Origin of the sequence: Acinetobacter amyesii, from assembly GCF_023499985.1 — a bacterium.
Classification (GTDB): domain Bacteria; phylum Pseudomonadota; class Gammaproteobacteria; order Pseudomonadales; family Moraxellaceae; genus Acinetobacter; species Acinetobacter amyesii.
Genome location: NZ_JAMCOU010000023.1, coordinates 38,165 through 61,710 on the forward strand (window position 1 = coordinate 38,165; position 23,546 = coordinate 61,710).

The following is a 23,546-nucleotide window of genomic DNA, read 5'->3' on the forward strand; positions in this document are numbered from 1 at the left end:
GCATTGAAATAATGAAGATTTAATTATTTTAATTAATTTGCTTATTTGATGTCTATGAATTCAAAAAAACCTCCATTTGGAGGTTTTTTTGAATATGAAATATTAGAAGCTTGGCTTCACTACAACTAAAATAACAACCGCAAATAAAATCAAAGTGGGCATTTCATTAAAATAACGCCAGAATTTATGCGACTTATAATGTGCATTTTCGATAAGCTTTTTACGGTAATAACCACAAACAAAATGATATATCACCAATAGTCCAACCAATCCAACTTTTAAATAGAACCAAAGCGCTTCATGGTAGTGTCGTGTTGCATCACCCCAATCGACGAGGAAGTGCGCCGTGATCAGTGTAGCAATCATAGCGGGCCACATAATGCCGCGGTATAGCTTACGTTCCATGATTTGAAAGCGCTGATGACTGGTAGCATCTTCACTCATAGCATGGTAGACAAAAAGGCGAGGGAGATAAAATAGCGCTGCGAACCAGCAAACAACTGCGATGATATGTAATGCTTTGACCCAGAGGAAAGCATCTGATGGAGCATCCATATATTAACCCTTAAAAGGGCGGTGGGTATGTGCTTTGGCACCGAAGCGCCAAAGCAGCAAACTTTATATTATGCTTCCCATTTTTTGAAAACGAGGCAAGCGTTTACACCGCCAAAACCAAAACTGTTACTCATCACAGTATTCAATTTTGCATCACGTTTTTCAAGTACGATATCAAAAGGTTTTGCACCTTCGTCAAGTTCAGTCACGTTGATATTTGGTGCAATAAAGTCATTTTGCATCATCAAAATAGAATAAATCGCTTCTTGTACACCTGCAGCACCCAGGCTGTGACCGGTCATCGATTTGGTCGAGCTGAGCGGAGGAACTTGTCCTTCACCGAAAGCACGCTCCATCGCTTTAAGTTCAGTGACATCGCCTGCCGGAGTAGATGTACCATGTGTATTAACATAGTCGATGGTATCTACACCATGTTGTTTAGCTTCTTCTAAAGCCATAAGGATACAACGCGTCGCACCTTCGCCCGATGGTGCAACCATGTCAGCGCCGTCAGAATTTGCTGCATAGCCGACAACTTCAGCCAAAATATTTGCACCACGTGCTTGAGCATGTTCAAGTGACTCTAGTACAACAAAGCCACCGCCGCCAGCGATCACGAAACCGTCACGGTCAGCAGAGTAAGGGCGGGAAGCAGTTTCAGGAGTGTCATTGTATTTTGAACAAAGTGCACCCATTGCATCAAATAAAAGACTTTGTGACCAATGGTCTTCTTCACCACCACCAGCAAGCATTAAGTCTTGTTTGCCCAATTGAATCAAATTGTATGCATAACCAATGGCATCTGCAGATGTTGCGCATGCGCTAGTAATCGTATGTGCAATACCTTGCATTTTAAATGCCACACCCACGTTTGCGGTAATGGTGTTGGTCATGTTACGTGGTACAAAGAATGGCCCAACTTTACGTGCACCTTTGGTGTCTAGAAGTTCTTTCATTTCAACAACAGATGCAGTTGAACCACCACCTGAACCACCCGCAATACCGTAACGTGGATTACCGCCAATTTGTTCTGCTGTTAAGCCTGCATTTTCTACCGCAGCCAAAGCTGAGTTGTATGCATACATTGCGCATACGCCCATAAAGCGTTTTAAACGGCGGTCAATACCGTCAAAGTTTTGTTCTGCAGCCGCACTGACATGACTTTTAAAATTAAGTTCAGCATAACTTGGGTTGAAACGTGTTCCAGAAATCCCGTTTTGCAAAGAATGAGTGACATCTTCTAATGTATTACCAATGCATGAGTTGATGCCCATACCAGTGATTACAACACGTTTCATCTACAGATCCTTTATAGGTAGTGTGTGAGCAAGCTATTGAAAGTATACGAAGGAAACTTTCTAAATAGGCGAACTCATATAATTTGATTGGAATAATGATAGCAGAAAGCTTTTTGAATTCTTATGGCAAATCCTATGCCTATTGTTGACTGAGCTAATTTGCAACTTTGCAGCAAAAAACTTAACTTAAAGATACATATTCAAGTTGTGATAAAGTTTGACTACACCTAGTATTTATCAATAATTTCAAGAATAGTTTTAATGAGGTAGGGAATGGTGAAAACGAATAATAAACCAACGGCAGGTCTACTCTCAAACGCCTTTGGAGTGGCTAAAAAGCTCAGTTCTACTGGGGTGTCCATCATTAATCATGTCGCACCAGAATCCGTAACTAAGGTCATTCAACCTCAAAAAAATGGTCAAAACTTGGAGGGTCAGTCAAGGCAAGCGGGCGTATTTGATGTAAAAAAATATGATAATCCTCAGCAAATCTTACGTGAACACGTTCCAAATGTTTCTAGACAATTATTCGGTCGACATTTTAATACTGTAAATAATGTGGCTAATTTTGTTGCTCCTCAATTTAGTGACAAAATTTCTGATTATTTATTTGATCGACTTAATCATTTTAGTTCGGATATTTCATCTGTAGATGCTGTATTGGATGAAGCTGGGGTACGTGATTTAGAAGAGTTGACACAAGATGTCGATCGTTCGCGTCGCATTAGTCAGGCTCTGGGTGAGCAAAATAAATGGCTTGCTTCGATTCAAGGGGCTTTAACAGGTGCGACAGGTGTCATTGGTTCAAGTATTGATATCCCTGCTTCACTGATTATGACTCTGCGAGTGATTTATCAAGTTGGACGTTCTTATGGTTTCGATTTAAGTAAAGAAAGTGACCAAGATATTGTTCAGTTTATTTTTAAACAGGTCGACTTGAGTTTAATTGCAGAAAAACAAACTTTGCTTATGGCAATAAAAGCTCTGAGTAGTACGCTACAAAATAGTGATTTACATCAATTGCAGCAATTGGTGGGTTCAGATACTGATGCAGCAGCATTGAAAAAATATGTACTAGATGAAAATGGTCAGTTTAAGTGGGCATGGCTCAATCAAATGCCAAAAGTTTCATTGTTAAATCAGCTATCACGATTATCTCCTGTGGCGAGTGTTGGTGTAAGTGTGGTGTATAGTCGCCGTTTAGTGGATGAAGTGAATCAGAAGGCACAGCAAGTCTTTTCTAATGCGCGCCAATATATTTTGCAGCATCAGGATATTAGCTTGTCACCTTTACATGCCTATGAGCGTTCTCTTGAGTTGCTTGCTCAAGCAACACCTAAATTACTAGAAGGTATTAAGGCGAAAGATATTGATTTGGCTGAGCCAGTACTAGATCAGACCATAGATGTTACAGGTCATGAGAGTATCCGCGCAGTAAAAGTCACTAAAAAAGCACAAGTTAAAAACTCTGATGCAGCCGAAGTGGAAGTAGAGCAGGAACAAAAAGTCTCAGAAGGTTTGGAGGCACTTGCGGAGAAAGTTGTTGAGCCTCATGCACCCGGGGCTGCGCAAAAACCTGCTTTAGCTGAAAAAGATGAGTTTGATGCGTTGGAAGCCGTGCAGGAAGATGATGTCCCTGTGGCTAAAGCTGCACCTAAAACTAAGCCGCGTAAAGCCAAAACAGCAGCCGTAGATAAAGTTACAAAAAAATCAGCAGATTCTTCTGAAAAATAAACTATTTATTTGTAGGTGAAAAATTGCGCAAATCATGATGAATAAATGTTTTCGATGATCGTATATTGTTGACCAATTTTAAGTCTTCGCTTACAATTGCATGCCCTCAAAAAGTAGTATTTTTTGGGGCTTTTTATTAACGGGAGAATTGCCAAATGGCAACAACAAATCAGTTGATCCGTAAGGGTCGTACAACTTTAGTTGAAAAATCTAAAGTTCCTGCGTTGAAGGCTTGTCCACAACGTCGTGGTGTTTGTACACGTGTTTACACAACTACACCTAAAAAACCTAACTCAGCAATGCGTAAAGTTTGCCGTGTTCGCTTAACTTCAGGTTTCGAAGTTTCTAGCTACATCGGTGGTGAAGGCCATAACCTACAAGAGCACAGTGTTGTTCTTATCCGTGGTGGTCGTGTTAAAGATTTACCAGGTGTACGTTACCATACCGTTCGTGGTTCTTTAGACTGTGCTGGTGTTAAAGATCGTAACCAGTCTCGTTCTAAATACGGTGCTAAACGTCCTAAGAAATAATCTGAAAAGATTAACTCCTTAGTTCGTTAGAACTGCAATCCTTTATCGTCTCGCTTGTCTGATTTCTGCATTTTTTGTGAAAATTCCAAGCGACGTATAGTAAGGCCAGCGAAAGCACATGACACTTTGTGCAGCTGCTGGAGTAACCTGAAGTGTCATATTTATTAGGTGTATTAAAATGCCAAGACGTCGCGTAGTTGCTGCCCGTGAAATCCTTCCGGATCCTAAGTTCAGCAGCCAAACAATCGCTAAATTCATGAACCACGTAATGCAAGATGGTAAAAAATCTATTGCTGAAAGTATCGTTTACGGTGCTTTAGACCGCGTTCAAGAAAAATCTAAAGTAGACCCAGTTGAATTTTTCGAGACTACTCTTGAAAAAGTTCGTCCTATGGTCGAAGTAAAAGCACGCCGTGTTGGTGGTGCTACATACCAAGTGCCTATGGAAGTACGCCCATCCCGTCGTACTGCCTTGGCTATGCGTTGGTTAGTAGATGCTGCTGCTAAGCGTTCTGAAAAAACTATGGCTTTACGTCTTGCTGGTGAGTTGCTTGATGCAGCTGAAGGTAAAGGCGCAGCGATCAAAAAACGTGAAGATGTGCATCGTATGGCTGAAGCCAACAAAGCCTTCTCTCATTACCGTTTCTAAGCGGATAAAACAGCCCCTATTCAGGAGGGTGACAAATCAGTTGTCACTGTTTTGTCATCGAATCGCTTTAAGTTGCTATGCAGCTTAAAGCGTCCTGTTTTAAACAACAAAATTTAGGAATGCTAGAAATCATGGCTCGTCAAACCCCAATTTCTCGTTATCGTAACATTGGTATCTCTGCGCACATTGATGCTGGTAAAACTACCACTTCAGAACGTATTTTGTTCTACACAGGTGAGAGTCACAAACTTGGTGAAACTCACGAAGGTTCTGCAACTACAGACTGGATGGAACAAGAGCAAGAACGTGGTATTACTATTACCTCAGCGGCAGTAACATGCTTCTGGAAAGGGATGGGTAACCAATTCGAACAGCACCGTATTAACGTAATTGATACCCCAGGACACGTAGACTTCACTATTGAAGTTGAACGTTCTATGCGTGTTCTTGACGGTGCATGCATGGTTTACTGTGCTGTAGGTGGTGTACAACCTCAGTCTGAAACTGTATGGCGTCAAGCAAATAAATATAAAGTTCCACGTATTGCATTCGTGAACAAAATGGACCGTACTGGTGCGAACTTCTTCCGTGCTGTTGAACAAGTTAAAACACGTCTTGGTGGTAATCCAGTGCCAATCGTTGTTCCAATCGGTGCAGAAGAAAACTTCCAGGGTGTTGTTGACCTAATCGAAATGAAAGCGATTATCTGGGACGAAGCGTCTCAAGGTATGAAGTTTGAATATGGCGAAATCCCTGCTGAATTAGTTGATACTGCTAACGAATGGCGTACTAACATGGTTGAAGCTGCTGCGGAAGCATCAGAAGAACTCATGGACAAGTACCTTGAAGAAGGTGAGTTAACTAAAGAAGAAATCGTTTCAGGTTTACGTGCACGTACATTGTTGAATGAAATTCAACCAATGCTTTGTGGTTCAGCGTTCAAAAACAAAGGTGTTCAACGTATGTTGGATGCTGTAATTGAATTCTTACCTGCGCCGACTGATGTCGAGGCGATTAAAGGTATCCTTGACGACAAAGACGAAACTGAAGGTTCTCGTGAAGCGTCTGATGATGCTCCGTTCTCTGCGCTTGCGTTCAAAATCATGAACGACAAATTTGTAGGTAACTTAACATTCGTACGTGTTTACTCTGGTGTGCTTAAAGCAGGTAGCCCTTGCTATAACCCAGTTAAAATGAAGCGCGAACGTGTTGGCCGTATCGTACAGATGCACGCAAATGACCGTCACGATATTGAAGAAATTCGTGCGGGTGATATCGCAGCATGTGTAGGTCTTAAAGATACTACTACTGGTGATACATTATGTGATGAAAATAATGTAATTACACTAGAGCGTATGGAATTCCCAGAGCCAGTAATTGCGCTTGCGGTTGAGCCTAAAACTAAAGCAGACCAAGAAAAAATGTCAGTTGCTTTAGGTCGTTTGGCGAAAGAAGATCCTTCATTCCGCGTACGTACTGACGAAGAATCTGGTCAAACAATTATTGCTGGTATGGGTGAGCTTCACCTTGACATTATTGTTGACCGTATGAAGCGTGAATTCAACGTTGAAGCGAACATTGGTAAACCAATGGTTGCGTATCGTGAAACTATTAAAAAGTCAGTTGAACAAGAAGGTAAGTTCGTACGTCAAACTGGTGGTAAAGGTAAGTTTGGTCACGTATACGTACGTTTAGAACCACTTGCTGAAGATGCTGGTAAAGACTACGAGTTCGCTGAAGAAGTTGTTGGTGGTGTAGTACCTAAAGAATTCTTCGGTGCGGTTGACAAAGGTATCCAAGAACGTATGAAGAATGGTGTCCTAGCTGGTTATCCAGTTGTTGGCATCAAAGCGACATTGTTCGATGGTTCTTACCATGACGTCGACTCTGACGAATTATCGTTCAAAATGGCTGGTTCTTACGCATTCCGTGACGGTTTCATGAAAGCAGATCCTGTTCTTCTTGAGCCTATCATGAAAGTTGAAGTAGAAACTCCAGAAGACTACATGGGCGATATCATGGGTGACTTAAACCGTCGTCGTGGTCTTGTTCAAGGTATGGACGATTTACCTGGTGGTACTAAAGCTATCCGTGCAGAAGTTCCACTTTCTGAGATGTTTGGTTACGCAACTCATATGCGTTCTATGTCTCAAGGTCGTGCGACTTATTCTATGGAATTCGCTAAATACGCTGAAACACCACGTAACGTGGCTGAAGGCATCATCGCTAAGTTCCAATCTGGCGGTAAAAAAGGTGACGACGAGTAATCTTTCGATTACTATAAGCCCAAACTAATTCATAGTTAAAAACCAAATGCTCATGCAGTATCCCTGCATGAGTAGTTTAAAAAGGAAGATCTCATGGCTAAGGCTAAGTTCGAACGTAATAAGCCACACGTTAACGTGGGTACAATTGGTCACGTCGACCACGGTAAAACTACTTTAACAGCTGCAATTGCAACTGTATGTGCAAAAAAATTCGGTGGTGAAGCGAAAGATTACGCTGCAATCGACTCTGCACCAGAAGAAAAAGCACGTGGTATTACAATTAATACTTCACACGTAGAATACGATTCTCCAATCCGTCACTACGCTCACGTAGACTGTCCAGGTCACGCCGATTATGTTAAAAACATGATCACTGGTGCGGCTCAGATGGACGGTGCGATCCTGGTTTGTTCAGCGACTGATGGTCCTATGCCACAAACTCGTGAACACATCCTGCTTTCTCGTCAGGTAGGTGTACCTTACATCGTTGTGTTCTTGAACAAATGTGACATCGTTGATGATGAAGAGCTAATTGAACTAGTAGAAATGGAAGTTCGTGAACTTCTTTCTACTTATGACTTCCCAGGCGACGACACTCCAGTAATCCGTGGTTCTGCTCTTGCAGCGCTTAATGGTGAAGCTGGTCAATACGGCGAAGATGCTGTAGTTGCTCTTGTTGAAGCTCTTGACTCTTACATCCCAGAACCAGAACGTGCTATCGACCAAGCATTCCTTATGCCAATCGAAGACGTATTCTCAATTTCAGGTCGTGGTACAGTAGTAACTGGCCGTGTTGAAACTGGTATCGTGAAAGTAGGCGAAGAAGTTGAAATCGTTGGTATTAAAGATACAGTTAAAACAACTGTAACTGGCGTAGAAATGTTCCGTAAACTTCTTGATGAAGGTCGTGCGGGCGAGAACTGTGGTGTTCTTCTACGTCAAGTACTTGCTAAACCAGGTACAATCAAACCGCATACTAAATTCGACGCAGAAGTATACGTACTTTCTAAAGACGAAGGTGGCCGTCATACTCCATTCCTTAACGGTTACCGTCCACAGTTCTACTTCCGTACAACTGACGTAACTGGTGCGATCTCGCTTAAAGAAGGCGTTGAAATGGTTATGCCTGGTGACAACGTAGAAATGTCAGTAGAATTAATCCACCCAATCGCAATGGACGCTGGCTTACGCTTCGCGATCCGTGAAGGTGGTCGTACAGTTGGTGCGGGTGTAGTTTCTAAAGTAACTGCATAATCACTAAATGTGTGTAAAAAAGCGCCTCTTTGAGGCGCTTTTTTTTATGCTTATTCAATGTGATAGGAAAATTGTCTGACAATATTTTTTAAAGCTGTCCTTTAGTGATAATTCACTGTCCTTAACTGAAATAATTACGCGTCAATAAAACCGTAATATGAACTCAAGAAAACCAATAAAAGTTTGAGTATTTCATAACTCAAAAAGGAGTTAGGCATGAACGCTAAAGTAAAGATTACTAATCGAGCAGGTGCAAGTTTCCCTGTACGTCGCATGAATTTTGATTTTGATGCGGTACCAGAGTACTGGATGAATGGCTCAGCAGGTTTGACACATTTTATGACCGCATTGTCTGCTTTATTTCCCGCGGGTGAAATGTTCTTTATTGATAGTGTGCGTGCAGTACGTAAACACCCATCGATCGCAAATAATGAAGCCCTACAAAAAGAAATTAGTGCTTTCATTGGTCAAGAAGCAATGCATACGCAAGAGCATGAGGGTTTTAATGCTTCTGCACAAAAATACGGACATGATGTCGAAACACTTGATAAGGCAACGGGTCGCGTTATCCAAGGTGTGCGTAAAGTCTTTGCACGTATTGGTAAACCTGTTGGTATTACTCAAGAAATGGTGGATCTTACTGCAACTACGGCACTTGAGCATTTCACTGCAACGATTGCTTCACAGTTATTGGTTAATCCACATATTCAAGCCTTAATGACTGATGAAACCATGAAAAATATGTGGTTATGGCATGCAATTGAAGAAAATGAGCATAAAGCCGTAGCTTATGATGTATTTGAAGGTGTCTTTGGTCAGGGAATAAAGGCCTACGCACTCCGTACAGGTTCATTGATTGGCGCAATGGTGACTTTATTCTTCGTACAAAGTTATTTTGTCGCTCGTTTATTAAAAGAAGATAACAAGCTTAATTTTGAAGCATTAAAAGATATTTATACCTATGGTTATAGCCCTTCAAAAGGCATCATCACTGGTATGGGTAAAGAAATGCTGATGTATTTTAAACCAGGTTTTCACCCGAATGATTTAGATACTTCTGGTTTGTTAAAAACGTGGAAAGCATATTTGGGTCTCTAATCACAGCGCTGTGGTGACTTTTTCAGAAGGGCGATGTAAATCGCTCTTTTTTTTATTCAACTTTATAGACAAACTTTTTATAATGCGCATACCCTAGCTATAGAAAGATAAACGAAGATGATTCGTTTGATGCAAGACGCTGATGTCCAGCAGGTTTACGATATCGAGCGCCGCGTACAAAGCCATCCTTGGACCATAAAACAATTTCAAGAATCGATTGCTGCCTATCAAAGTACGGTGATTGAGCGACAAGGAAAAGTTGTAGGTTTTTGCATTTTACAACCCGTTCTAGATGAAGCAAATTTATTGTTAATGGCGATCGATCCGAGCCAGCAAGGCAAAGGATTAGGTTTTCAATTACTCGATGAATCTATTGCCTTACTCAAAAATAAACCCATTCAAATCTTCTTAGAAGTGCGAGAAGGTAATCATCCAGCGATCCGTTTATATGAAAAAGCGGATTTTCATCAAATCGATTTGCGAAAGAATTATTATCCAAATGCCGATGGAACTCGTGAGCACGCCATTATTATGGTGAAGACTTGTGGTGATGATTTTGCAGCTTTATTTAAATAAAGCGGTGAAGAGTGATCAAATTTAAAGAAAGCATTCGTGAATAAACGGATGCTATTATATCGAATATCTTTTGTTTGATCCCTTTTATTTAATAATAGGATTGTTCCAGCCGGAAGGTAAGGTGGTCATCAGGGAATCCCCCAGTTGGCTAATTTCTTCTTGGGTCAGTGGTCGGTTGAGTCGACGCCATTGTCCATCAAGCAGAAGTTCCAGTGGAATGTACTGAGATTTATAATTCATTTTTTGCGAATCGGGCACCCAATAGCCCAAGTAGACATATTGCAGTCCAAGCTTTTGTGCATGCTCGATTTGTTTCAGAATGGCAAAAGTCCCTAGTGAGCGACGGCTTTCATCAGGATCAAAAAAGGTATATACCGCTGAAATACCATCATCGAGGGGATCACAGGTAGATACACTGATTAGTTGCTCATCTAACCACAGCTCTAAAAAGAAACTGTCAGTGCAGCTATTAATTAAAAATTTTTCAAATTGATCTTGGCTAGGTGGGTACATATCACCATCAGCATGCCGCTCATTAATGTAGCGTTCGTACAGCGCATAATGCTTTGCATCGGCATCTTGAGGGCGGCTAATTTTCACCGTTAAATCTTGATTCCGTTTCCACGCTTTTTTTTGCACGCTGTTCATTTGAAATTCATGAACAGGAACGCGAGAGGACAAACATTGGCGACAAAGATGACATTCAGGGCGATAGACAAAATCACCACTACGACGAAAACCCATGCGGGAAAGTTCAGATAATGTGACCACATCAATACGATGGACAGGATCAAGAAAGACCATCCGAGCAGATTTATTTTCTAAGTAGCTACAATCATGCGGAGGCGTGATGTAGTACTGTAATTCGTTCAACAGGGACTTCGGTTGATAGGAATTCATCGTAATATCCCTCTTTTATTGTCATGCGCTGAGACTCGCCCATTGCGCTATTGTTTTACTTGAAAATACACTGTCCTGATACTTTTTCCAATCGATTGATGGTTGTTTAACAACATCTTGTAACGAATTAAGGTATTGTTGGCGAGAAAGTGTACTCGCACCTAAGCTTAAGAGGTGATCGTTGACCAATTGGCAATCAATCCATGGCAACTGATTCTCTTGCCCGATGAGCATTAAGGTGTAAAACGCCATTTTAGAGACATCTGTTCGTGTACTGAACATAGACTCACCAAAGCAGCCATGGCCAATATTGACGCCATAGAGGCCTCCGACAACAGTCTCATTTTCCCAAACTTCAATGCTATAAGCATAGCCTGCTTCAAATAGCGCAGAATATCCCTGAATGATATCTTCTGAAATCCATGTTTCATTGGCATAACTACGTGGCAGTGAACATGAGAGAATCACAGTTTCAAACGCACGATTAATGGTGATCTTATAGTCCATTTTTTTCATGCTGCGTAATAACGATTTGCTCGGATGATAGTCCTGCGGTCGAATAATGCAGCGGGGTTCAGGACACCACCAACAAATCGGATCACCTTCACTGAACCATGGGAAAAGACCGTGACTATAGGCTTCAAACAGTGTGGAAGGGGAGAGGTCAGCACCGATGCAAATTAAGCCTTCACCTTCGGGATCGCATTCAACAGGATCGGGGAAAGTAAATTCAGAAGGAGGGAGTATCGGCATGCCAAGCTTCTTATTGAGGTACACGGATATTTATCATACATAAAAAAGCCGACCATCAGGTCGGCTAATTTTTTAAAATTATTTAGCTAAGCAAATGAATGAAGCAAAAGATTATTCGCCGAGTGCATCAAGGTATTTTTCAGCATCGAGTGCAGCCATACAGCCTGAACCTGCAGAAGTAATCGCTTGACGGTAGATACTATCGGCAATATCACCCGCAGCAAATACACCGGGAATAGACGTTTGTGTTGCGTTACCTGCGGTGCCACTTTGAACTTGGATGTAGCCGTCACGTAAGTTTAATTGGCCTTCAAAAATACCGCTGTTTGGTTTGTGACCAATAGCCACAAACATACCAGTGACATCAACATTTTGAGTTGAATCATCTTGCGTAGATTTAATACGTACAGAAGTCACACCCGTCGTATCACCAATCACTTCATCCACTTGGTGATTCCAGATGATGCTGATTTTACCTTCTTTTTCTTTTGCAAAAAGATGATCTTGCAGAATTTTCTCTGATCGTAAAGTGTCGCGACGGTGTACAAGAGTGACATGAGAAGCAATGTTTGAAAGATAAAGCGCTTCTTCCACAGCAGTATTACCGCCCCCGACAACCATTACTTTTTGGTTTTTGTAGAAGAAACCATCACAAGTTGCGCAAGCACTTACACCTTGACCCATAAATGCAGCTTCAGATTCAAGACCTAAGTATTGCGCAGTTGCACCTGTACAAATAATCAATGCATCACAAGTGAACTCTTCCATATCGCCTTTAAGTACGAATGGACGAACATTGAGGTCAACTTCGTTGATATGGTCATACACTATTTCTGTGCCAAAACGTTCAGCATGCGCTTGCATTTGTTCCATTAGGGCAGGGCCTGTTAAACCTTCTGCACCACCTGGCCAGTTGTCTACTTCTGTCGTTGTAGTCAATTGACCGCCTAATTGAATACCTGCGATGAGTGTCGGTTTCAGGTTCGCACGGGCAGCGTATACCGCAGCGCTATAACCTGCAGGACCAGAACCTAAAATAATTAGACGTGAGTGACGAGCGCTCATCCGTAGAATCCTTTTTTTATATGATAATTTGTGGAATTATACGTCAAAGTTTGAAACGATTGTGTGAGATTAAAGTCGATATTATTGATCATCGAAATCGTTTTGAGCTATATACAATAAAGTTAACAACTATACTTAAATTATCTTGCATCTTTTTTATTGAACAGGTGCATAATAACAGGTTTAGATTCAGCCCATTTTGTTGTGGGTAATGACAAAAACATTCATGAAGAATTGGTTACAGGAACGTATATGACAGCGGTGTCGGGTGCATATGCACAGCGCTTAATAATGACATTATTCCTTGTTTCATTTGGGATATATCTGTTCCTTGCAACAGTCACATATACGCCATTTGATCCGGGATGGATGCATTTATCCAGTGATACTCAGCAAGTTTCAAATGCCAGCGGCGTCGCAGGCGCATGGATAGCTGACTTACTCTATGGATTTTTAGGTTGGGCAAGTCTGCTGATACCTGTCTATTTATTTCTCGAAGCAATTCAAGTCTGGTGGCCACGTAGTTTTCTAAACCGTCCATTTCGCTATGCCGCTCAGTTCTTTATTTTACTGGCAACTTCAAGTTTACTTTTCCTATTTTGGAATGTTCCCGAAGATACTTTAGAAAATGCATCGGGCGGGATTATTGGTTATGAACTGGGTCAAAGTCTTGAACAAATTTTAACGGTCTATGGTGCAGCAATATTTCTTATTGCATTTTGGATCATGTTGTTCACTTTGGCCTTTGGCATCAAGTGGAATAAGACATGGGCAACCATGAAATCGACACCGGCTTATCTCCAAGATTTGTTCTATCGCAATGTCCCTGAAGGAGATACTGCTTTTGACCGTACCGTACCATCTACTAAAAAAGGCAGTGTGACTACTAATGTATCAAAAGTGATTGCACCAGTCACACCCGCCCATGAGCATCATGCTGTAGAGGTTGACCCTGTAGTACGTGATCGTGTTGCTGAGCGTTTATTTGATGATATTGCTGATAAAGAATGTGCAGACAAAGAAGGCAATGCACAGCATTTATCTACGGTAAATTCGCCGGAGACTGCTACACCATCCGATGAAGATTTTGAACATACTTTGGAGAAAGTGCGTCAGCTTGAGCAAGATCAACAACGTGTTGTTGCGACGGGAGAGGTTTGGCGTGCCTTGCATTCAAATGATGACCAACGGCACAAACAAGATATTGATGCTTTACTGAAAGCTGCAGAAGAAGAGCAGCCTGCCAATCAAACTGAATATTTCAACAAAGCAGCAGATGTGCATTTGACTTCTCCGACAGAAGCGGCGCCGGCAGTTAAAAAATCAGTGGATTGGGATGATGATGAAATCTTCGATGAGCTGTTAGCCGCTGTTCCAAATGGTAAAACAGCGACTGATGTGCATAGCCCATTTAATACAGCACAAAGTGAAAGTCCTGCAACGCATTCAAATGATTTTGCAACAGGTACTACTGCAACTGTTGTAGGATTAGGTGTGGCAGCTGCACAAACGACAACGCTCACCACACCGAAAAATATCGGTGCTGAAGCTGAATTTAATGATCTCGATGATTTGCTGGTTGAAGAAGCAGAGCGAGCAATAGAACAGTCACAACCGGTTCGTACAACCAGTAGTTATGCGCAATCTACGCCTTTGGTTCGTGCTGAAATCAATACGCAGCCACAGACTTTTATATCTGACGATGAAAAAGCGTTAATCAGCTCGAATAAAGATGCTTTCCGTGAAGTATGGCAAGAAACAGCAGGTAAGCCTGAAGACATCGATTTAGATCTCGAAGATGATTTTGACTTTGATGCGCCTTTAACCGATGCCTCTGGTCGTCCAATGTCTCGTGCGATGCAAGTGGCACAAAAACGTTTGGATTTACCGACTTTGCCGGGATTGGAAATATTAGATCCTGTAGATCCGAATAAGAAAGTTAATTTTACCGCAGAGCAATTGTCTCGCTTGTCTGAACTTTTAGAAATTAAGCTGCAAGAGTTTAATGTCAAAGCTAAAGTTGTAGAAGCACAGCCGGGCCCTGTCGTGACACGTTTTGAACTAGATTTGGCACCCGGTGTAAAAGCATCGAAAGTGACCAATATTTCACGTGACTTGGCACGCTCAATGTCTATGGCTTCTGTACGTGTGGTGGAAGTTATTCCGGGTAAACCGTATATCGGGATTGAAGTCCCAAATAGTTCACGTGAAATGGTTCGTCTTATTGAGCTGTTAGAAACGCCGGCATACCGTGATCCAAATGCCTTACTTAGTATGGCGATGGGTAAAGACATTTCCGGTAATCCTGTCTTGGCAGATTTGGCGAAAGCACCGCATATGTTGGTGGCAGGTACCACGGGTTCTGGTAAGTCAGTCGCAGTTAATGCCATGTTGTTGTCGATGTTGTTGAAATATACACCTGAGCAACTGCGACTCATCATGATTGACCCGAAACAGTTGGAACTTGCCAACTATAACGATATTCCACATTTATTAACGCCTGTTGTAACCGACATGAAAGATGCGGTGAGTGCATTGAACTGGTGTGTGAATGAAATGGAGCGTCGTTATAAGCTGATGTCTTTGATGAAAGTGCGTAAGCTGACTGACTTTAACCGCAAAATTGAAGAAGCAATGGCCAATGGTGAAGATCTCATCGATCCAACTTGGAAGCCAGATGACTCTGCAACCCAAAGTCGTGCGCCACGTTTACAGCCGATGCCGTTGATCGTAATTGTTGCCGACGAATTTGCTGACATGATCATGCAAGTGGGTAAAAAAGCTGAAGAAATGATTACCCGTCTTGCACAAAAATCACGTGCGGCAGGGATTCATTTGCTGTTGGCGACACAGCGTCCAACCGTAGATGTGGTGACAGGTTTGATCAAAGCCAATATTCCAACGCGTGCTGCGCTACGTGTTAACAGTAAACTGGATTCACGTACTATCTTAGATGCTGGTGGTGCGGAAGACTTACTGGGTCATGGTGATATGTTGTTCCTTGGGCCAGGTAAGATTGAGCCAGAACGTGTGCATGGTGCGTTTATTTCAGACGATGAAGTGAACCGTATTTGTGATGCATGGCGTGAACGTGGCGAGCCAAACTATGTGGATGAGATTTTGACGCCATACGACGAAGAACCAACTTCTCGCGGCTTTGAGGATGGGGACGGTGGCTCAGACCGAGATGCTTTGTATGACCAATGCGTTAGCTTTGTACTGGAAACTCGTAAAGCTTCTACTTCTTCGCTGCAACGTAAGTTTAGCCTCGGTTATAACCGTGCTGCACGTATCATCGACCAAATGGAAGAAAATGGTATCGTAAGTAGTATGGGGCCAAATGGCAAACGAGATATCTTGGTCTAGGTCCTAAAACAAAAAACCTGCTTCGGCAGGTTTTTTTTTATTTTTAGATTGAGAACTCATCTTGGTAGAACATGGACTGGGCCAATTCGATAAAGGCTTTGCAGGCAGGGCTCATGAGTTTTTGATTTTTTACGGCGAGTCCAATTTGTCGTTGGGTATTTGGAAAGAGTGGACGTTTGACCACATGTGGATGCAATGCCAACAGCTCAGCAGGCATCGCCATATCTGCAACGATAGCAATCCCTTCCTGTAAATTCACCATATTTAAAATGGTTAACAGTTGCGACATTTGATAGGTGATTTTAGGTTGTATTTGGTGTTGTTTAAGCAGTTTTTCGACATGGGATTGGCTGCCTGCACGGGTCATAATAAAGGGGTAGTTTTGCAGGTCTTGGATATCTAAATGACTGTGTTTGGAAACTGAATAACTATCTGGAATCAAGGCAATGAAAATGTCTTGGATTAAGGGGAAGGTAAACAGTTGCGGCTTAGGGAGTACGGCAAAACCCACATCAATTTGACGTTCAGAAATCCAACGAGACACTTCTGCATCGGTGCCTTCTTCGACATAGATTTCAATGTGTGGATAGCGCTCTCTATATGCCTTTAATAGCTCTGGAAGCAGATGAATCGAACTAGAAGAACCAAAAGAGCCAATTCTCAGCGTTCCTTGTTGAATACCATGTGCGGCATGCACTTCTTGTTGCATGATTTGTGCGGTATTAATGACTTCTTTGGCATGTAGTAATAACTGCTGACCGATGTGGGTCAGGCTAATTTCGCCTTGTTCACGGCTAAATAAGCTGACATTCCAATGTTGCTCTAAACTTTTTAAGGCATGCGAGACAGCTGACTGAGTAATTCCCAGCTGCCGAGCAGCGAGAGTAAAGCTTTGTTGTTCTGCGACTTTAATAAAAATTTCAAGCTGAGAAAATGTCATTGTCATGAGTAATTGCTCATTTTGTTATGAGTCTAGATGAGGATTATATTGTGCTACATAAATGGTTAAAGATGAAATAGCTTGTTTATTTCAAGGCGTACAGCATGAATATCGTCGTCGCATTGTTTCCCCTCGTTGCATTAATCGCGATGGGCTATGTGCTTAAATATACACAGTTTGTTCAGGATGAATTTTGGGCAAATTCAGAAAAACTCAATTACTACGTTTTATTTCCTGTGCTGCTTTTTTTGAATGTATCAGCCGTGCAATTGGATATGAACACCGTTTCACGAATGTTGACAGTACTGGTTGCGGGCACCTGTTTGATCAGCATTGTATTGTGGGGGAGCAAGCAGTTTATGCATATCCCCGTGCAGCGTTTTGGCGTGTATATCCAAAGTCATATCCGTTTTAATACCTATATTGGCTTGTCATTAATGGGGGCGCTGTTTGGCTCAGAAGGCATGCAGATGTTTGCCATGTTAATTGCCGTTGCAGTGCCCTTAGTCAATATTATTTCAGTATTGGCCTTCTCAAATTTAAGTGTGAAGCAATTGAGGCAGACCTGTCAGTCCATCGCAAAAAATCCCTTAATTTTAGGCTGTGTTGCAGGGGTATTGTTTAATTTATCAGGCTTGAGTCTGTTTAAAGGCTTATCTGAATTATTAAAAATATTGGCAGCCATGAGTTTACCGCTCGGACTACTTTCTGTTGGGGCAGCATTACAGTTTCAGCAAATGCGCGCCGATCTACGTCGTTTAAGTTTAAATACGATAGGGCGTCTCATGTTAATGCCATGTATTGCTTATCTATTGAGTACTTGGATGGGTCTGACTGATTTTGAGCGAATGATTTTAGTGGTCTTTTTTGCTTTGCCAACTGCATCATCGTCTTATATTTTGACACGCTATTATCAAGGTGATTCACTACTGATGGCGGCCATTATTAGTGTGCAAACCATTGGTTTTGGCTTGATGTTTCCATTGCTCATGTTGATCGTGCATTAATCATGCTGAAATACAATAACACTGATTTTAAATAAGATAAAAAAAGGCCCGCATGATGCGGGCTTTTTTTTGTTACTCGAAATTAAGCAAATTTTGCCAATACTTCGAGGAAACCTGCGCTTTGACGTGGGTATTGAGCAATCACGTCATGAATACGCTGACCTTCAGGATTAGTTGCGTTCACATCACGGCCATCGGCAACGAATTGAGTCAAAAGACGCTCATAGTCATTTGGACGCATATGTTTGAAAGCATGGTAAAGCACGTGAAAGTCGCCATTCACTCCTTCAGGAGGAAGCTGAGTAAGGTAGGCAAAAACACGCTCATCTGACCATTCTTCGTTGAACGTTGCTGGCTGAGATAATGCCATCGCAATCTCCTTGCTGGTTTAAAAATACAAAAAGGCAAAAATGAGTACACAAGTAAAATGGTTTTATTCGCCATCTCTAAGTTAAGCGACTCATTTTATGGTTGGATCAAAAGTTATTTTTTATCCCGTTTACTCGAAGCAAAGCTTTTGATCTAACACAGGAATAAAACTAATCCAGCCCACTCGAAGCAAAGCTTCTCGTCTTGCGGCTGGGTAAAGCAGCGCTTTACTGATCCAGCCTCACATTTTGCCTTGATTCAATTTACTTGGCTAATCAGAATTCAGATTAACGTTCTTCAGGCAAATTGATATTCATTTCAAGCATTTCAATATTCGCTTCAGAACGAACAGACATTTGAATATGTTGCTCATCTACACCACGAACATAGCGATTTACCACTTGCATGATTTCTTTTTTCATCATGTCAATCTTATCTTGGCTGAGGCGTTTACCTAAACCATTTTCAGATGCCACGATGACTTTTAAACGGTCTTTTGCCGTTTGTGCGCTTGACGGTTTCTCGTCGCTGCTAAAAAGTTTACTCCAAAATCCTGCCATGATTACGCTCCAAATAGACGTGCTAACCAACCCTTAGGTTTTACCGTAATGTGACGGTAAGGGCGTTCTTCACCAAGGAAACGTGCAACAAGGTCATCATACGCTTGTCCAGCCGCTTCTTCTGTAAACAGAATCACTGGTTTACCTTCGTTCGATGCTTGTAAAACGCTTTTACATTCAGGAATAACACCTAAAGTCGGTACGCGTAAAATATCTTTTGAAATGTCATCAATCGTCAACATCTCTTGCTTATCAGCACGTTCTGGGTTGAAACGTGTAATACAGAGATGCTTACGGATACGACCTTCGTTTTGTTCTACTTTTTTGGTTTTGCTGTCGAGCATACCAATAATACGGTCAGAGTCACGTACCGAAGAAATTTCTGGGTTCGTCACAATGATCGCCTCATCAGCATGATACATTGCTAAAATTGCACCACGTTCGATACCCGCAGGTGAGTCACAAATAATGTAATCGAACTCTTGAGAAAGTTCGTCCATTACACGTGCTACACCTTCATCTGTTAACGCGTCTTTATCACGTGTTTGAGATGCTGGCAAAATGTAGAGATTTTCAATATCTTTATCGCGAATAAGCGCTTGTTGTAATCGAGCTTCATTATTCAATACGTTTACAAAGTCATATACAACGCGGCGTTCACAACCCATGATTAAGTCAAGGTTACGTAAACCCACATCAAAGTCGATCACAACAGTTTTGTGGCCGCGAAGGGCTAAACCTGTTGCAAAAGATGCGCTTGTAGTTGTTTTACCTACGCCACCTTTACCTGATGTTACGACAACAATTTTCGCCACCGAATCCACTCCTGTTATGGTTTAAATCCCCTTTTTTAATTAGGGGTTTGGTGATTATTTATACATTAAAATTGCAAAGCTTCAAATACTAGCTCTTGCTGGTCATTCAAATAAATATGTACGGGCTGTTTGACCACATGAGGTGGAATATCATCAGCGACACAGTAAGTCCCTGCAATTGAAACTAATTCAGCTTCTAATGAATGACAGAAAATACGTGCAGCCGTGTTCCCACCAGCTCCGGCAATGACTCTACCACGAGCACTACCATAAATATGTATATTTCCTGAAGCAATTACTTCTGAACCGCTATTAATCCCAGCATTAATAATGATATCGCCATGGTCTTGGACTAAACATTGACCTGTACGCAAGATTTCATTGTGATACGACGTAGCATGACGAATGGTCGGTACTTCGACTGCAGCAATTTTATCTTCGGTTTTTTCTTCTGCAGGCGCGGGCTCTTCAACCACTTGTTCGCGTGTCGGTTTAACTTGTTGTAGTTTGCGATCCGCAGGAACTACGGGAAATTGGATAGCACGTGCTTGGTCCGATAGCGGACCTTCAGTGACACCAATCGGTTGAATTTCAATACTAATAAGTAGTTGAATCAGTGCAATTAGTTCTTGATCAACCGTACTTTCAATCACGGCTAATGTTCCGGGTGGAAAAGCCTTTTGGAACATTGGAGTAAGTTGCTGGCGGATCGCATCATGATCATTGGTATCGAGGTGAATGCGAATCGCATTGACCATTTTGCCTTTTATCCGTATATCAGCCATATTGAATCCTTGAGACTTCTAACTATTACTTTTGTGCCGAAGTAGTTATGTTGTAAATAGAGCAAATCCTAGAACAATTTGCATGAATACTCTAGCGGAGTTCGCAATTATTTTTGACTAAGTGTTTATTCTGTAGCTTGGTCCTGTTCCTGCATAATCTGCTGCCACTGTTTTACTTTCACTTGCTTACGAATAGCCTCTAGACTTTCAAAAACCGCAGAGCGAACCAACTCATCCAGCTGGGCATTATTTTCGATTTCAATACGGCTAACACGCTGTGAAATGTCTAAATATAGATTGGGTTTTTGAGCCGTCGATGTATTGGGATAAGCTAATGGGGAAATTAAACCTTGGGTAATATTTTCACCCAAACGTTGCCCGATACTTTGAATCTGCTGTTCAATGCGGCTGCCAACGATTGGCACTAAGCGCAATAGCTGCGTGAGTTCTGGAGTGTCTTCGATGGCCTGACTGACGATTTGTCCGACATTTTTGGCGATCAATTCACGTTCAGTACGTAGCTCTTTGCTTAAATTTTCTTGCAAAATCTCAGCTAAAACTTGGGTGAACATCTCACGGTGATGCTGCACAAGATTACTAATTAGGTCTTTATGGGTTGTACTGGTATTGAGCTCATGCTTAACACCATCTAACACGGTAAGTACCACACGATCTGACAGTTCTTCCATCACGACTCGATAGTAGAACAATGCCTTTTTCTGCCATGCAGAAGGCACGATTTGATAGCCCATTTCATACAGTCGATAAGCAATAATGCCCGCACGAAATAAACGCAGGAAACGTAAATGCGGCACAATGGCTAAAATTTCGTACCAATGTATAAACGGGAAGAAGAACCAGCGCTGATGGTGCTTGTTGATGATGGCAATCGCCCAACGCACCAATAGTTCTACAATCAAAAAGATAATGAACCACGCTTCGGTGGTAATCACCCACGGATGCAAATGTTCACGGTAAAAACTCAGCACATCGGGCAGGTGGATACTGTTAAAGAACCAACTGCCAAGATTGCTCATAAGGAAAAAGTTCATGCACAGGCAGAACAAGTTAAAAACAATAATAAACACCATGAAAATGTCATAAATCAAAAACAGTTTGAATGACCAACTGTTTGGATTGACATGATGATATTTAGATTTCTTGTTTTGCGGCATGCTGTTCTGCGACATAAAACTTCTTCTTAATTATTCAGTAACTGAGTATTTAGCTTTCATACGAGTAATGAGTTGGTCTTTCTCCGTCCACAGCTCATCTACCCAATGCTGAAATTTTTCACGGAATTCTGCATCATCTTCATAGTTGCCGCCATGCACCCACGTTGGAATTTCAATTTTACGTAAATCCACGGCGATACGTGGAACTTCACCGAGCCAAAATTCGCCATAAGCTGGTGCACCATTTGGATAGACGATGGTCATATCTACGAGAGCATCAACTTGATCCCCTAAAATATTGAGTGCTAGTGCTAAACCACCCGCTTTCGGCTTAAGAAGGTTTTGATACGGTGATTGCTGCTGCGCATGTTTTTCAGGGGTGAAGCGAGTGCCTTCCAAATAGTTCAGCAGGGTAAAAGGCTGGCTCAATAACTGTTCACAAGATTTACGCGCTTCTTCCATATCTCGATATTTAAGTTCAGGATTTTTCGCGATTTGTTCTTTGCTGTGTCGTTTCATCATTGGAAAGCCTAAAATTTTAAAAGCTTGACCAACGAATGGAATGAAAATGAGTTCCCATTTGGTAAAGAAACGCGTCAGTGGCATACGGGTTAAACCAAAATATTGGTTGACTGTCGTATCGACCCAACTCTGATGATTACAGGTCATGAGATAGCGACCATGCAAATTTAAGTCGAGGCCTTCATCGATGGTGATATCCCATTTTGTGTTGGGTAAAACGTGATCAATTAACCAGTTATTGACCATTAGCCAACTGTTGGTAATTTTTATGTTGGTTTCATCAACCTTTTTTGATTTTTTAAAGAGTTTGGTTAGACCAAGGGCTAGTACAGGAGGACCATGGAAAAAAGTACTGCCTGTCATAACTGAACCGACGGTAAGTCCTTTGCTAATTTTTTTTAGTGTCGGTTGCTTATTTGTTTGAGATGACATATAAAAAGTCCTAGCGGAAATTGTCCAAATAATGATTGATTCTAATAAATATAGTTCGAGTTGATTAAATAAAAAAGGGCATCTGCAGAACTGTGAAGAAATTGTGATGGTATTAACAAATAAATCTCGTATTCATATTACAAATTGTAACTAAACGTTTTATTATTAACAAAAAATCAATGGTTCAGCCATTTGTTTTACTTCATCATTTCAACCATACAACAAAACACAAAGAAGGAGGCATGCAATGCGTGCACTAGTAATTTCGGCAGTAGTTGGGGCAATGGCACTTACTGGTTGTCAAAACATGGAATATGACAAAGCAGCAATCGGTACTGGTCTAGGTGCTCTTTTAGGCGCTGGTATTGCTTATTCTAATGCTGATAAAGACAAAATGGGTCAAGCAGCTGCAATTGGTGCTGTAGTTGGTGGTGGTGCAGGTCTTCTTCTTGATAAGAAAGAAAAACGTCTTAAACAAGAATTGGCTGGTACTGGTGTTGACGTAGGTCGTAATCCAGATGGTTCGATCAACCTTGTTATGCCATCAGTAACTTTCGCAACTAACTCTTCAACTATTCAATCTCAGTTCCAATCTGCGTTGAATGACGTTGCTAAAGTATTGCGTGAAGACGGTACTGCAAACAAACTTGCAATCGTTGTACATGGTCACACAGACAACACTGGTACTGATGCGATCAACAACCCACTTTCTCAAAACCGTGCAAACTCAGTGAAAAACTACCTAGCGTCTCAAGGTATTTCTTCAACTCGTATTACTGCACGTGGTTACGGTTCAACTTCTCCAGTAGCGGATAACTCAACTGCTGCAGGTCGTGAACAAAACCGTCGCGTAGAAATCTCAGTTTACGAAACTAAATAAGTTTTAGTTCGAAACT

General features: G+C 41.6%; 22 protein-coding genes. 10 read left to right on the plus strand and 12 right to left on the minus strand.

Annotated elements, in window-relative coordinates; genetic code table 11:
- Nucleotides 1-102 precede the first annotated feature (102 nt).
- Together hemJ and M5F03_RS05710 are read right to left on the minus strand one after the other, a co-directional pair.
- Nucleotides 103-555 (minus strand): protoporphyrinogen oxidase HemJ, encoded by a 453-nt coding sequence (gene hemJ, locus M5F03_RS05705; protein WP_180077409.1) that lies wholly within the window; start codon nucleotides 553-555, stop codon nucleotides 103-105.
- A gap of 68 nt (nucleotides 556-623) precedes the next feature.
- Complete coding sequence (locus M5F03_RS05710) at nucleotides 624-1,853, minus strand: beta-ketoacyl synthase N-terminal-like domain-containing protein (protein WP_111885033.1); 1,230 nt, start codon at nucleotides 1,851-1,853, stop codon at nucleotides 624-626.
- A gap of 273 nt (nucleotides 1,854-2,126) precedes the next feature.
- Between M5F03_RS05710 and M5F03_RS05715 the strand changes: the two genes are divergently transcribed.
- From M5F03_RS05715 to rimI, 7 genes are all read left to right on the plus strand, one after another.
- Complete coding sequence (locus M5F03_RS05715) at nucleotides 2,127-3,587, plus strand: EcsC family protein (RefSeq protein ID WP_249707374.1); 1,461 nt, start codon at nucleotides 2,127-2,129, stop codon at nucleotides 3,585-3,587.
- 155 nt (nucleotides 3,588-3,742) lie between these two features.
- Nucleotides 3,743-4,117: a 30S ribosomal protein S12 gene (gene rpsL / locus M5F03_RS05720; protein ID WP_000246374.1), complete on the plus strand. Its 375-nt coding sequence runs from the start codon at nucleotides 3,743-3,745 to the stop codon at nucleotides 4,115-4,117.
- 178 nt (nucleotides 4,118-4,295) lie between these two features.
- Entirely contained in the window at nucleotides 4,296-4,766 is a 471-nt protein-coding gene (gene rpsG / locus M5F03_RS05725) for a 30S ribosomal protein S7 (RefSeq protein ID WP_005011815.1), read from the plus strand.
- 131 nt (nucleotides 4,767-4,897) lie between these two features.
- Nucleotides 4,898-7,033: an elongation factor G gene (gene fusA / locus M5F03_RS05730; protein WP_111885035.1), complete on the plus strand. Its 2,136-nt coding sequence runs from the start codon at nucleotides 4,898-4,900 to the stop codon at nucleotides 7,031-7,033.
- 93 nt (nucleotides 7,034-7,126) lie between these two features.
- Nucleotides 7,127-8,287: an elongation factor Tu gene (tuf, locus tag M5F03_RS05735; RefSeq protein ID WP_249707376.1), complete on the plus strand. Its 1,161-nt coding sequence runs from the start codon at nucleotides 7,127-7,129 to the stop codon at nucleotides 8,285-8,287.
- Nucleotides 8,288-8,503: 216 nt separating this feature from the next.
- Nucleotides 8,504-9,385 carry a metal-dependent hydrolase gene (locus M5F03_RS05740; protein WP_180121240.1) on the plus strand — a complete coding sequence of 294 codons (882 nt, stop codon included), beginning with the start codon at nucleotides 8,504-8,506 and terminating at the stop codon, nucleotides 9,383-9,385.
- Nucleotides 9,386-9,502: 117 nt separating this feature from the next.
- Nucleotides 9,503-9,961, plus strand: a complete 459-nt coding sequence (gene rimI, locus M5F03_RS05745; RefSeq protein ID WP_180010018.1) for a ribosomal protein S18-alanine N-acetyltransferase — start codon at nucleotides 9,503-9,505, stop codon at nucleotides 9,959-9,961.
- A gap of 84 nt (nucleotides 9,962-10,045) precedes the next feature.
- Here rimI and M5F03_RS05750 read toward each other — a convergent pair whose 3' ends face one another.
- The 3 genes from M5F03_RS05750 to trxB all read right to left on the minus strand — a co-directional run bounded on the left by M5F03_RS05750 (nucleotide 10,046) and on the right by trxB (nucleotide 12,679).
- Nucleotides 10,046-10,861 carry an arginyltransferase gene (locus M5F03_RS05750; RefSeq protein ID WP_078190044.1) on the minus strand — a complete coding sequence of 272 codons (816 nt, stop codon included), beginning with the start codon at nucleotides 10,859-10,861 and terminating at the stop codon, nucleotides 10,046-10,048.
- 21 nt (nucleotides 10,862-10,882) lie between these two features.
- Nucleotides 10,883-11,614 (minus strand): leucyl/phenylalanyl-tRNA--protein transferase, encoded by a 732-nt coding sequence (aat, locus tag M5F03_RS05755; protein ID WP_180010019.1) that lies wholly within the window; start codon nucleotides 11,612-11,614, stop codon nucleotides 10,883-10,885.
- A gap of 111 nt (nucleotides 11,615-11,725) precedes the next feature.
- Nucleotides 11,726-12,679, minus strand: a complete 954-nt coding sequence (gene trxB / locus M5F03_RS05760; RefSeq protein ID WP_111885274.1) for a thioredoxin-disulfide reductase — start codon at nucleotides 12,677-12,679, stop codon at nucleotides 11,726-11,728.
- Between the two features lie 252 nt (nucleotides 12,680-12,931).
- On the opposite strand from trxB, the gene M5F03_RS05765 reads away from it, so the two are divergent.
- The gene (locus M5F03_RS05765) at nucleotides 12,932-16,045 is read left to right on the plus strand and encodes a DNA translocase FtsK (RefSeq protein ID WP_180010020.1); all 3,114 of its coding nucleotides are present in this window, start codon (nucleotides 12,932-12,934) and stop codon (nucleotides 16,043-16,045) included.
- A gap of 43 nt (nucleotides 16,046-16,088) precedes the next feature.
- Here M5F03_RS05765 and M5F03_RS05770 read toward each other — a convergent pair whose 3' ends face one another.
- Nucleotides 16,089-16,985, minus strand: coding sequence for a LysR family transcriptional regulator (locus M5F03_RS05770; RefSeq protein WP_249707443.1), 897 nt, complete (start codon nucleotides 16,983-16,985; stop codon nucleotides 16,089-16,091).
- Nucleotides 16,986-17,089: 104 nt separating this feature from the next.
- Between M5F03_RS05770 and M5F03_RS05775 the strand changes: the two genes are divergently transcribed.
- On the plus strand, nucleotides 17,090-17,992 hold the full coding sequence (locus M5F03_RS05775) for an AEC family transporter (protein ID WP_249707377.1): 903 nt from the start codon (nucleotides 17,090-17,092) through the stop codon (nucleotides 17,990-17,992).
- Between the two features lie 82 nt (nucleotides 17,993-18,074).
- Here M5F03_RS05775 and M5F03_RS05780 read toward each other — a convergent pair whose 3' ends face one another.
- The 6 genes from M5F03_RS05780 to yihG all read right to left on the minus strand — a co-directional run bounded on the left by M5F03_RS05780 (nucleotide 18,075) and on the right by yihG (nucleotide 22,650).
- Nucleotides 18,075-18,362 carry a PA4642 family protein gene (locus tag M5F03_RS05780; RefSeq protein WP_067766167.1) on the minus strand — a complete coding sequence of 96 codons (288 nt, stop codon included), beginning with the start codon at nucleotides 18,360-18,362 and terminating at the stop codon, nucleotides 18,075-18,077.
- Nucleotides 18,363-18,648: 286 nt separating this feature from the next.
- Nucleotides 18,649-18,921 carry a cell division topological specificity factor MinE gene (gene minE / locus M5F03_RS05785; protein ID WP_078190039.1) on the minus strand — a complete coding sequence of 91 codons (273 nt, stop codon included), beginning with the start codon at nucleotides 18,919-18,921 and terminating at the stop codon, nucleotides 18,649-18,651.
- A 2-nt stretch (nucleotides 18,922-18,923) separates the two neighbouring features.
- A complete protein-coding gene (minD, locus tag M5F03_RS05790) occupies nucleotides 18,924-19,736 on the minus strand; it encodes a septum site-determining protein MinD (RefSeq protein WP_067670152.1) in 813 nt (270 codons plus the stop codon).
- A gap of 65 nt (nucleotides 19,737-19,801) precedes the next feature.
- Nucleotides 19,802-20,521 (minus strand): septum site-determining protein MinC, encoded by a 720-nt coding sequence (gene minC / locus M5F03_RS05795; RefSeq protein ID WP_078193110.1) that lies wholly within the window; start codon nucleotides 20,519-20,521, stop codon nucleotides 19,802-19,804.
- 125 nt (nucleotides 20,522-20,646) lie between these two features.
- A complete protein-coding gene (locus M5F03_RS05800) occupies nucleotides 20,647-21,711 on the minus strand; it encodes a preprotein translocase subunit SecA (RefSeq protein ID WP_372491125.1) in 1,065 nt (354 codons plus the stop codon).
- Nucleotides 21,712-21,726: 15 nt separating this feature from the next.
- Complete coding sequence (gene yihG, locus M5F03_RS05805; RefSeq protein ID WP_249707380.1) at nucleotides 21,727-22,650, minus strand: 1-acylglycerol-3-phosphate O-acyltransferase, YihG family; 924 nt, start codon at nucleotides 22,648-22,650, stop codon at nucleotides 21,727-21,729.
- A gap of 247 nt (nucleotides 22,651-22,897) precedes the next feature.
- On the opposite strand from yihG, the gene M5F03_RS05810 reads away from it, so the two are divergent.
- Nucleotides 22,898-23,530 (plus strand): YiaD family glycine zipper/OmpA-like lipoprotein, encoded by a 633-nt coding sequence (locus tag M5F03_RS05810; RefSeq protein WP_078193108.1) that lies wholly within the window; start codon nucleotides 22,898-22,900, stop codon nucleotides 23,528-23,530.
- Nucleotides 23,531-23,546: the final 16 nt, after the last annotated feature.

Excerpts from the sequence above, each read along its gene's own strand:
- rimI (WP_180010018.1), top strand. The coding sequence starts at position 9,503 with ATGATTCGTTTGATGCAAGACGCTGATGTCCAGCAGGTTTACGATATC.
- M5F03_RS05780 (WP_067766167.1), bottom strand. The coding sequence starts at position 18,362 with ATGGCATTATCTCAGCCAGCAACGTTCAACGAAGAATGGTCAGATGAG.
- trxB (WP_111885274.1), bottom strand. The coding sequence starts at position 12,679 with ATGAGCGCTCGTCACTCACGTCTAATTATTTTAGGTTCTGGTCCTGCA.
- hemJ (WP_180077409.1), bottom strand. The coding sequence starts at position 555 with ATGGATGCTCCATCAGATGCTTTCCTCTGGGTCAAAGCATTACATATC.
- M5F03_RS05770 (WP_249707443.1), bottom strand. The coding sequence starts at position 16,985 with ATGACATTTTCTCAGCTTGAAATTTTTATTAAAGTCGCAGAACAACAA.
- M5F03_RS05715 (WP_249707374.1), top strand. The coding sequence starts at position 2,127 with ATGGTGAAAACGAATAATAAACCAACGGCAGGTCTACTCTCAAACGCC.
- minC (WP_078193110.1), bottom strand. The coding sequence starts at position 20,521 with ATGGCTGATATACGGATAAAAGGCAAAATGGTCAATGCGATTCGCATT.
- M5F03_RS05710 (WP_111885033.1), bottom strand. The coding sequence starts at position 1,853 with ATGAAACGTGTTGTAATCACTGGTATGGGCATCAACTCATGCATTGGT.
- aat (WP_180010019.1), bottom strand. The coding sequence starts at position 11,614 with ATGCCGATACTCCCTCCTTCTGAATTTACTTTCCCCGATCCTGTTGAA.
- M5F03_RS05800 (WP_372491125.1), bottom strand. The coding sequence starts at position 21,711 with ATGTCGCAGAACAGCATGCCGCAAAACAAGAAATCTAAATATCATCAT.
- minE (WP_078190039.1), bottom strand. The coding sequence starts at position 18,921 with ATGGCAGGATTTTGGAGTAAACTTTTTAGCAGCGACGAGAAACCGTCA.
- M5F03_RS05765 (WP_180010020.1), top strand. The coding sequence starts at position 12,932 with ATGACAGCGGTGTCGGGTGCATATGCACAGCGCTTAATAATGACATTA.
- M5F03_RS05775 (WP_249707377.1), top strand. The coding sequence starts at position 17,090 with ATGAATATCGTCGTCGCATTGTTTCCCCTCGTTGCATTAATCGCGATG.
- M5F03_RS05740 (WP_180121240.1), top strand. The coding sequence starts at position 8,504 with ATGAACGCTAAAGTAAAGATTACTAATCGAGCAGGTGCAAGTTTCCCT.
- M5F03_RS05750 (WP_078190044.1), bottom strand. The coding sequence starts at position 10,861 with ATGAATTCCTATCAACCGAAGTCCCTGTTGAACGAATTACAGTACTAC.
- tuf (WP_249707376.1), top strand. The coding sequence starts at position 7,127 with ATGGCTAAGGCTAAGTTCGAACGTAATAAGCCACACGTTAACGTGGGT.
- rpsG (WP_005011815.1), top strand. The coding sequence starts at position 4,296 with ATGCCAAGACGTCGCGTAGTTGCTGCCCGTGAAATCCTTCCGGATCCT.
- M5F03_RS05810 (WP_078193108.1), top strand. The coding sequence starts at position 22,898 with ATGCGTGCACTAGTAATTTCGGCAGTAGTTGGGGCAATGGCACTTACT.
- fusA (WP_111885035.1), top strand. The coding sequence starts at position 4,898 with ATGGCTCGTCAAACCCCAATTTCTCGTTATCGTAACATTGGTATCTCT.
- yihG (WP_249707380.1), bottom strand. The coding sequence starts at position 22,650 with ATGTCATCTCAAACAAATAAGCAACCGACACTAAAAAAAATTAGCAAA.
- rpsL (WP_000246374.1), top strand. The coding sequence starts at position 3,743 with ATGGCAACAACAAATCAGTTGATCCGTAAGGGTCGTACAACTTTAGTT.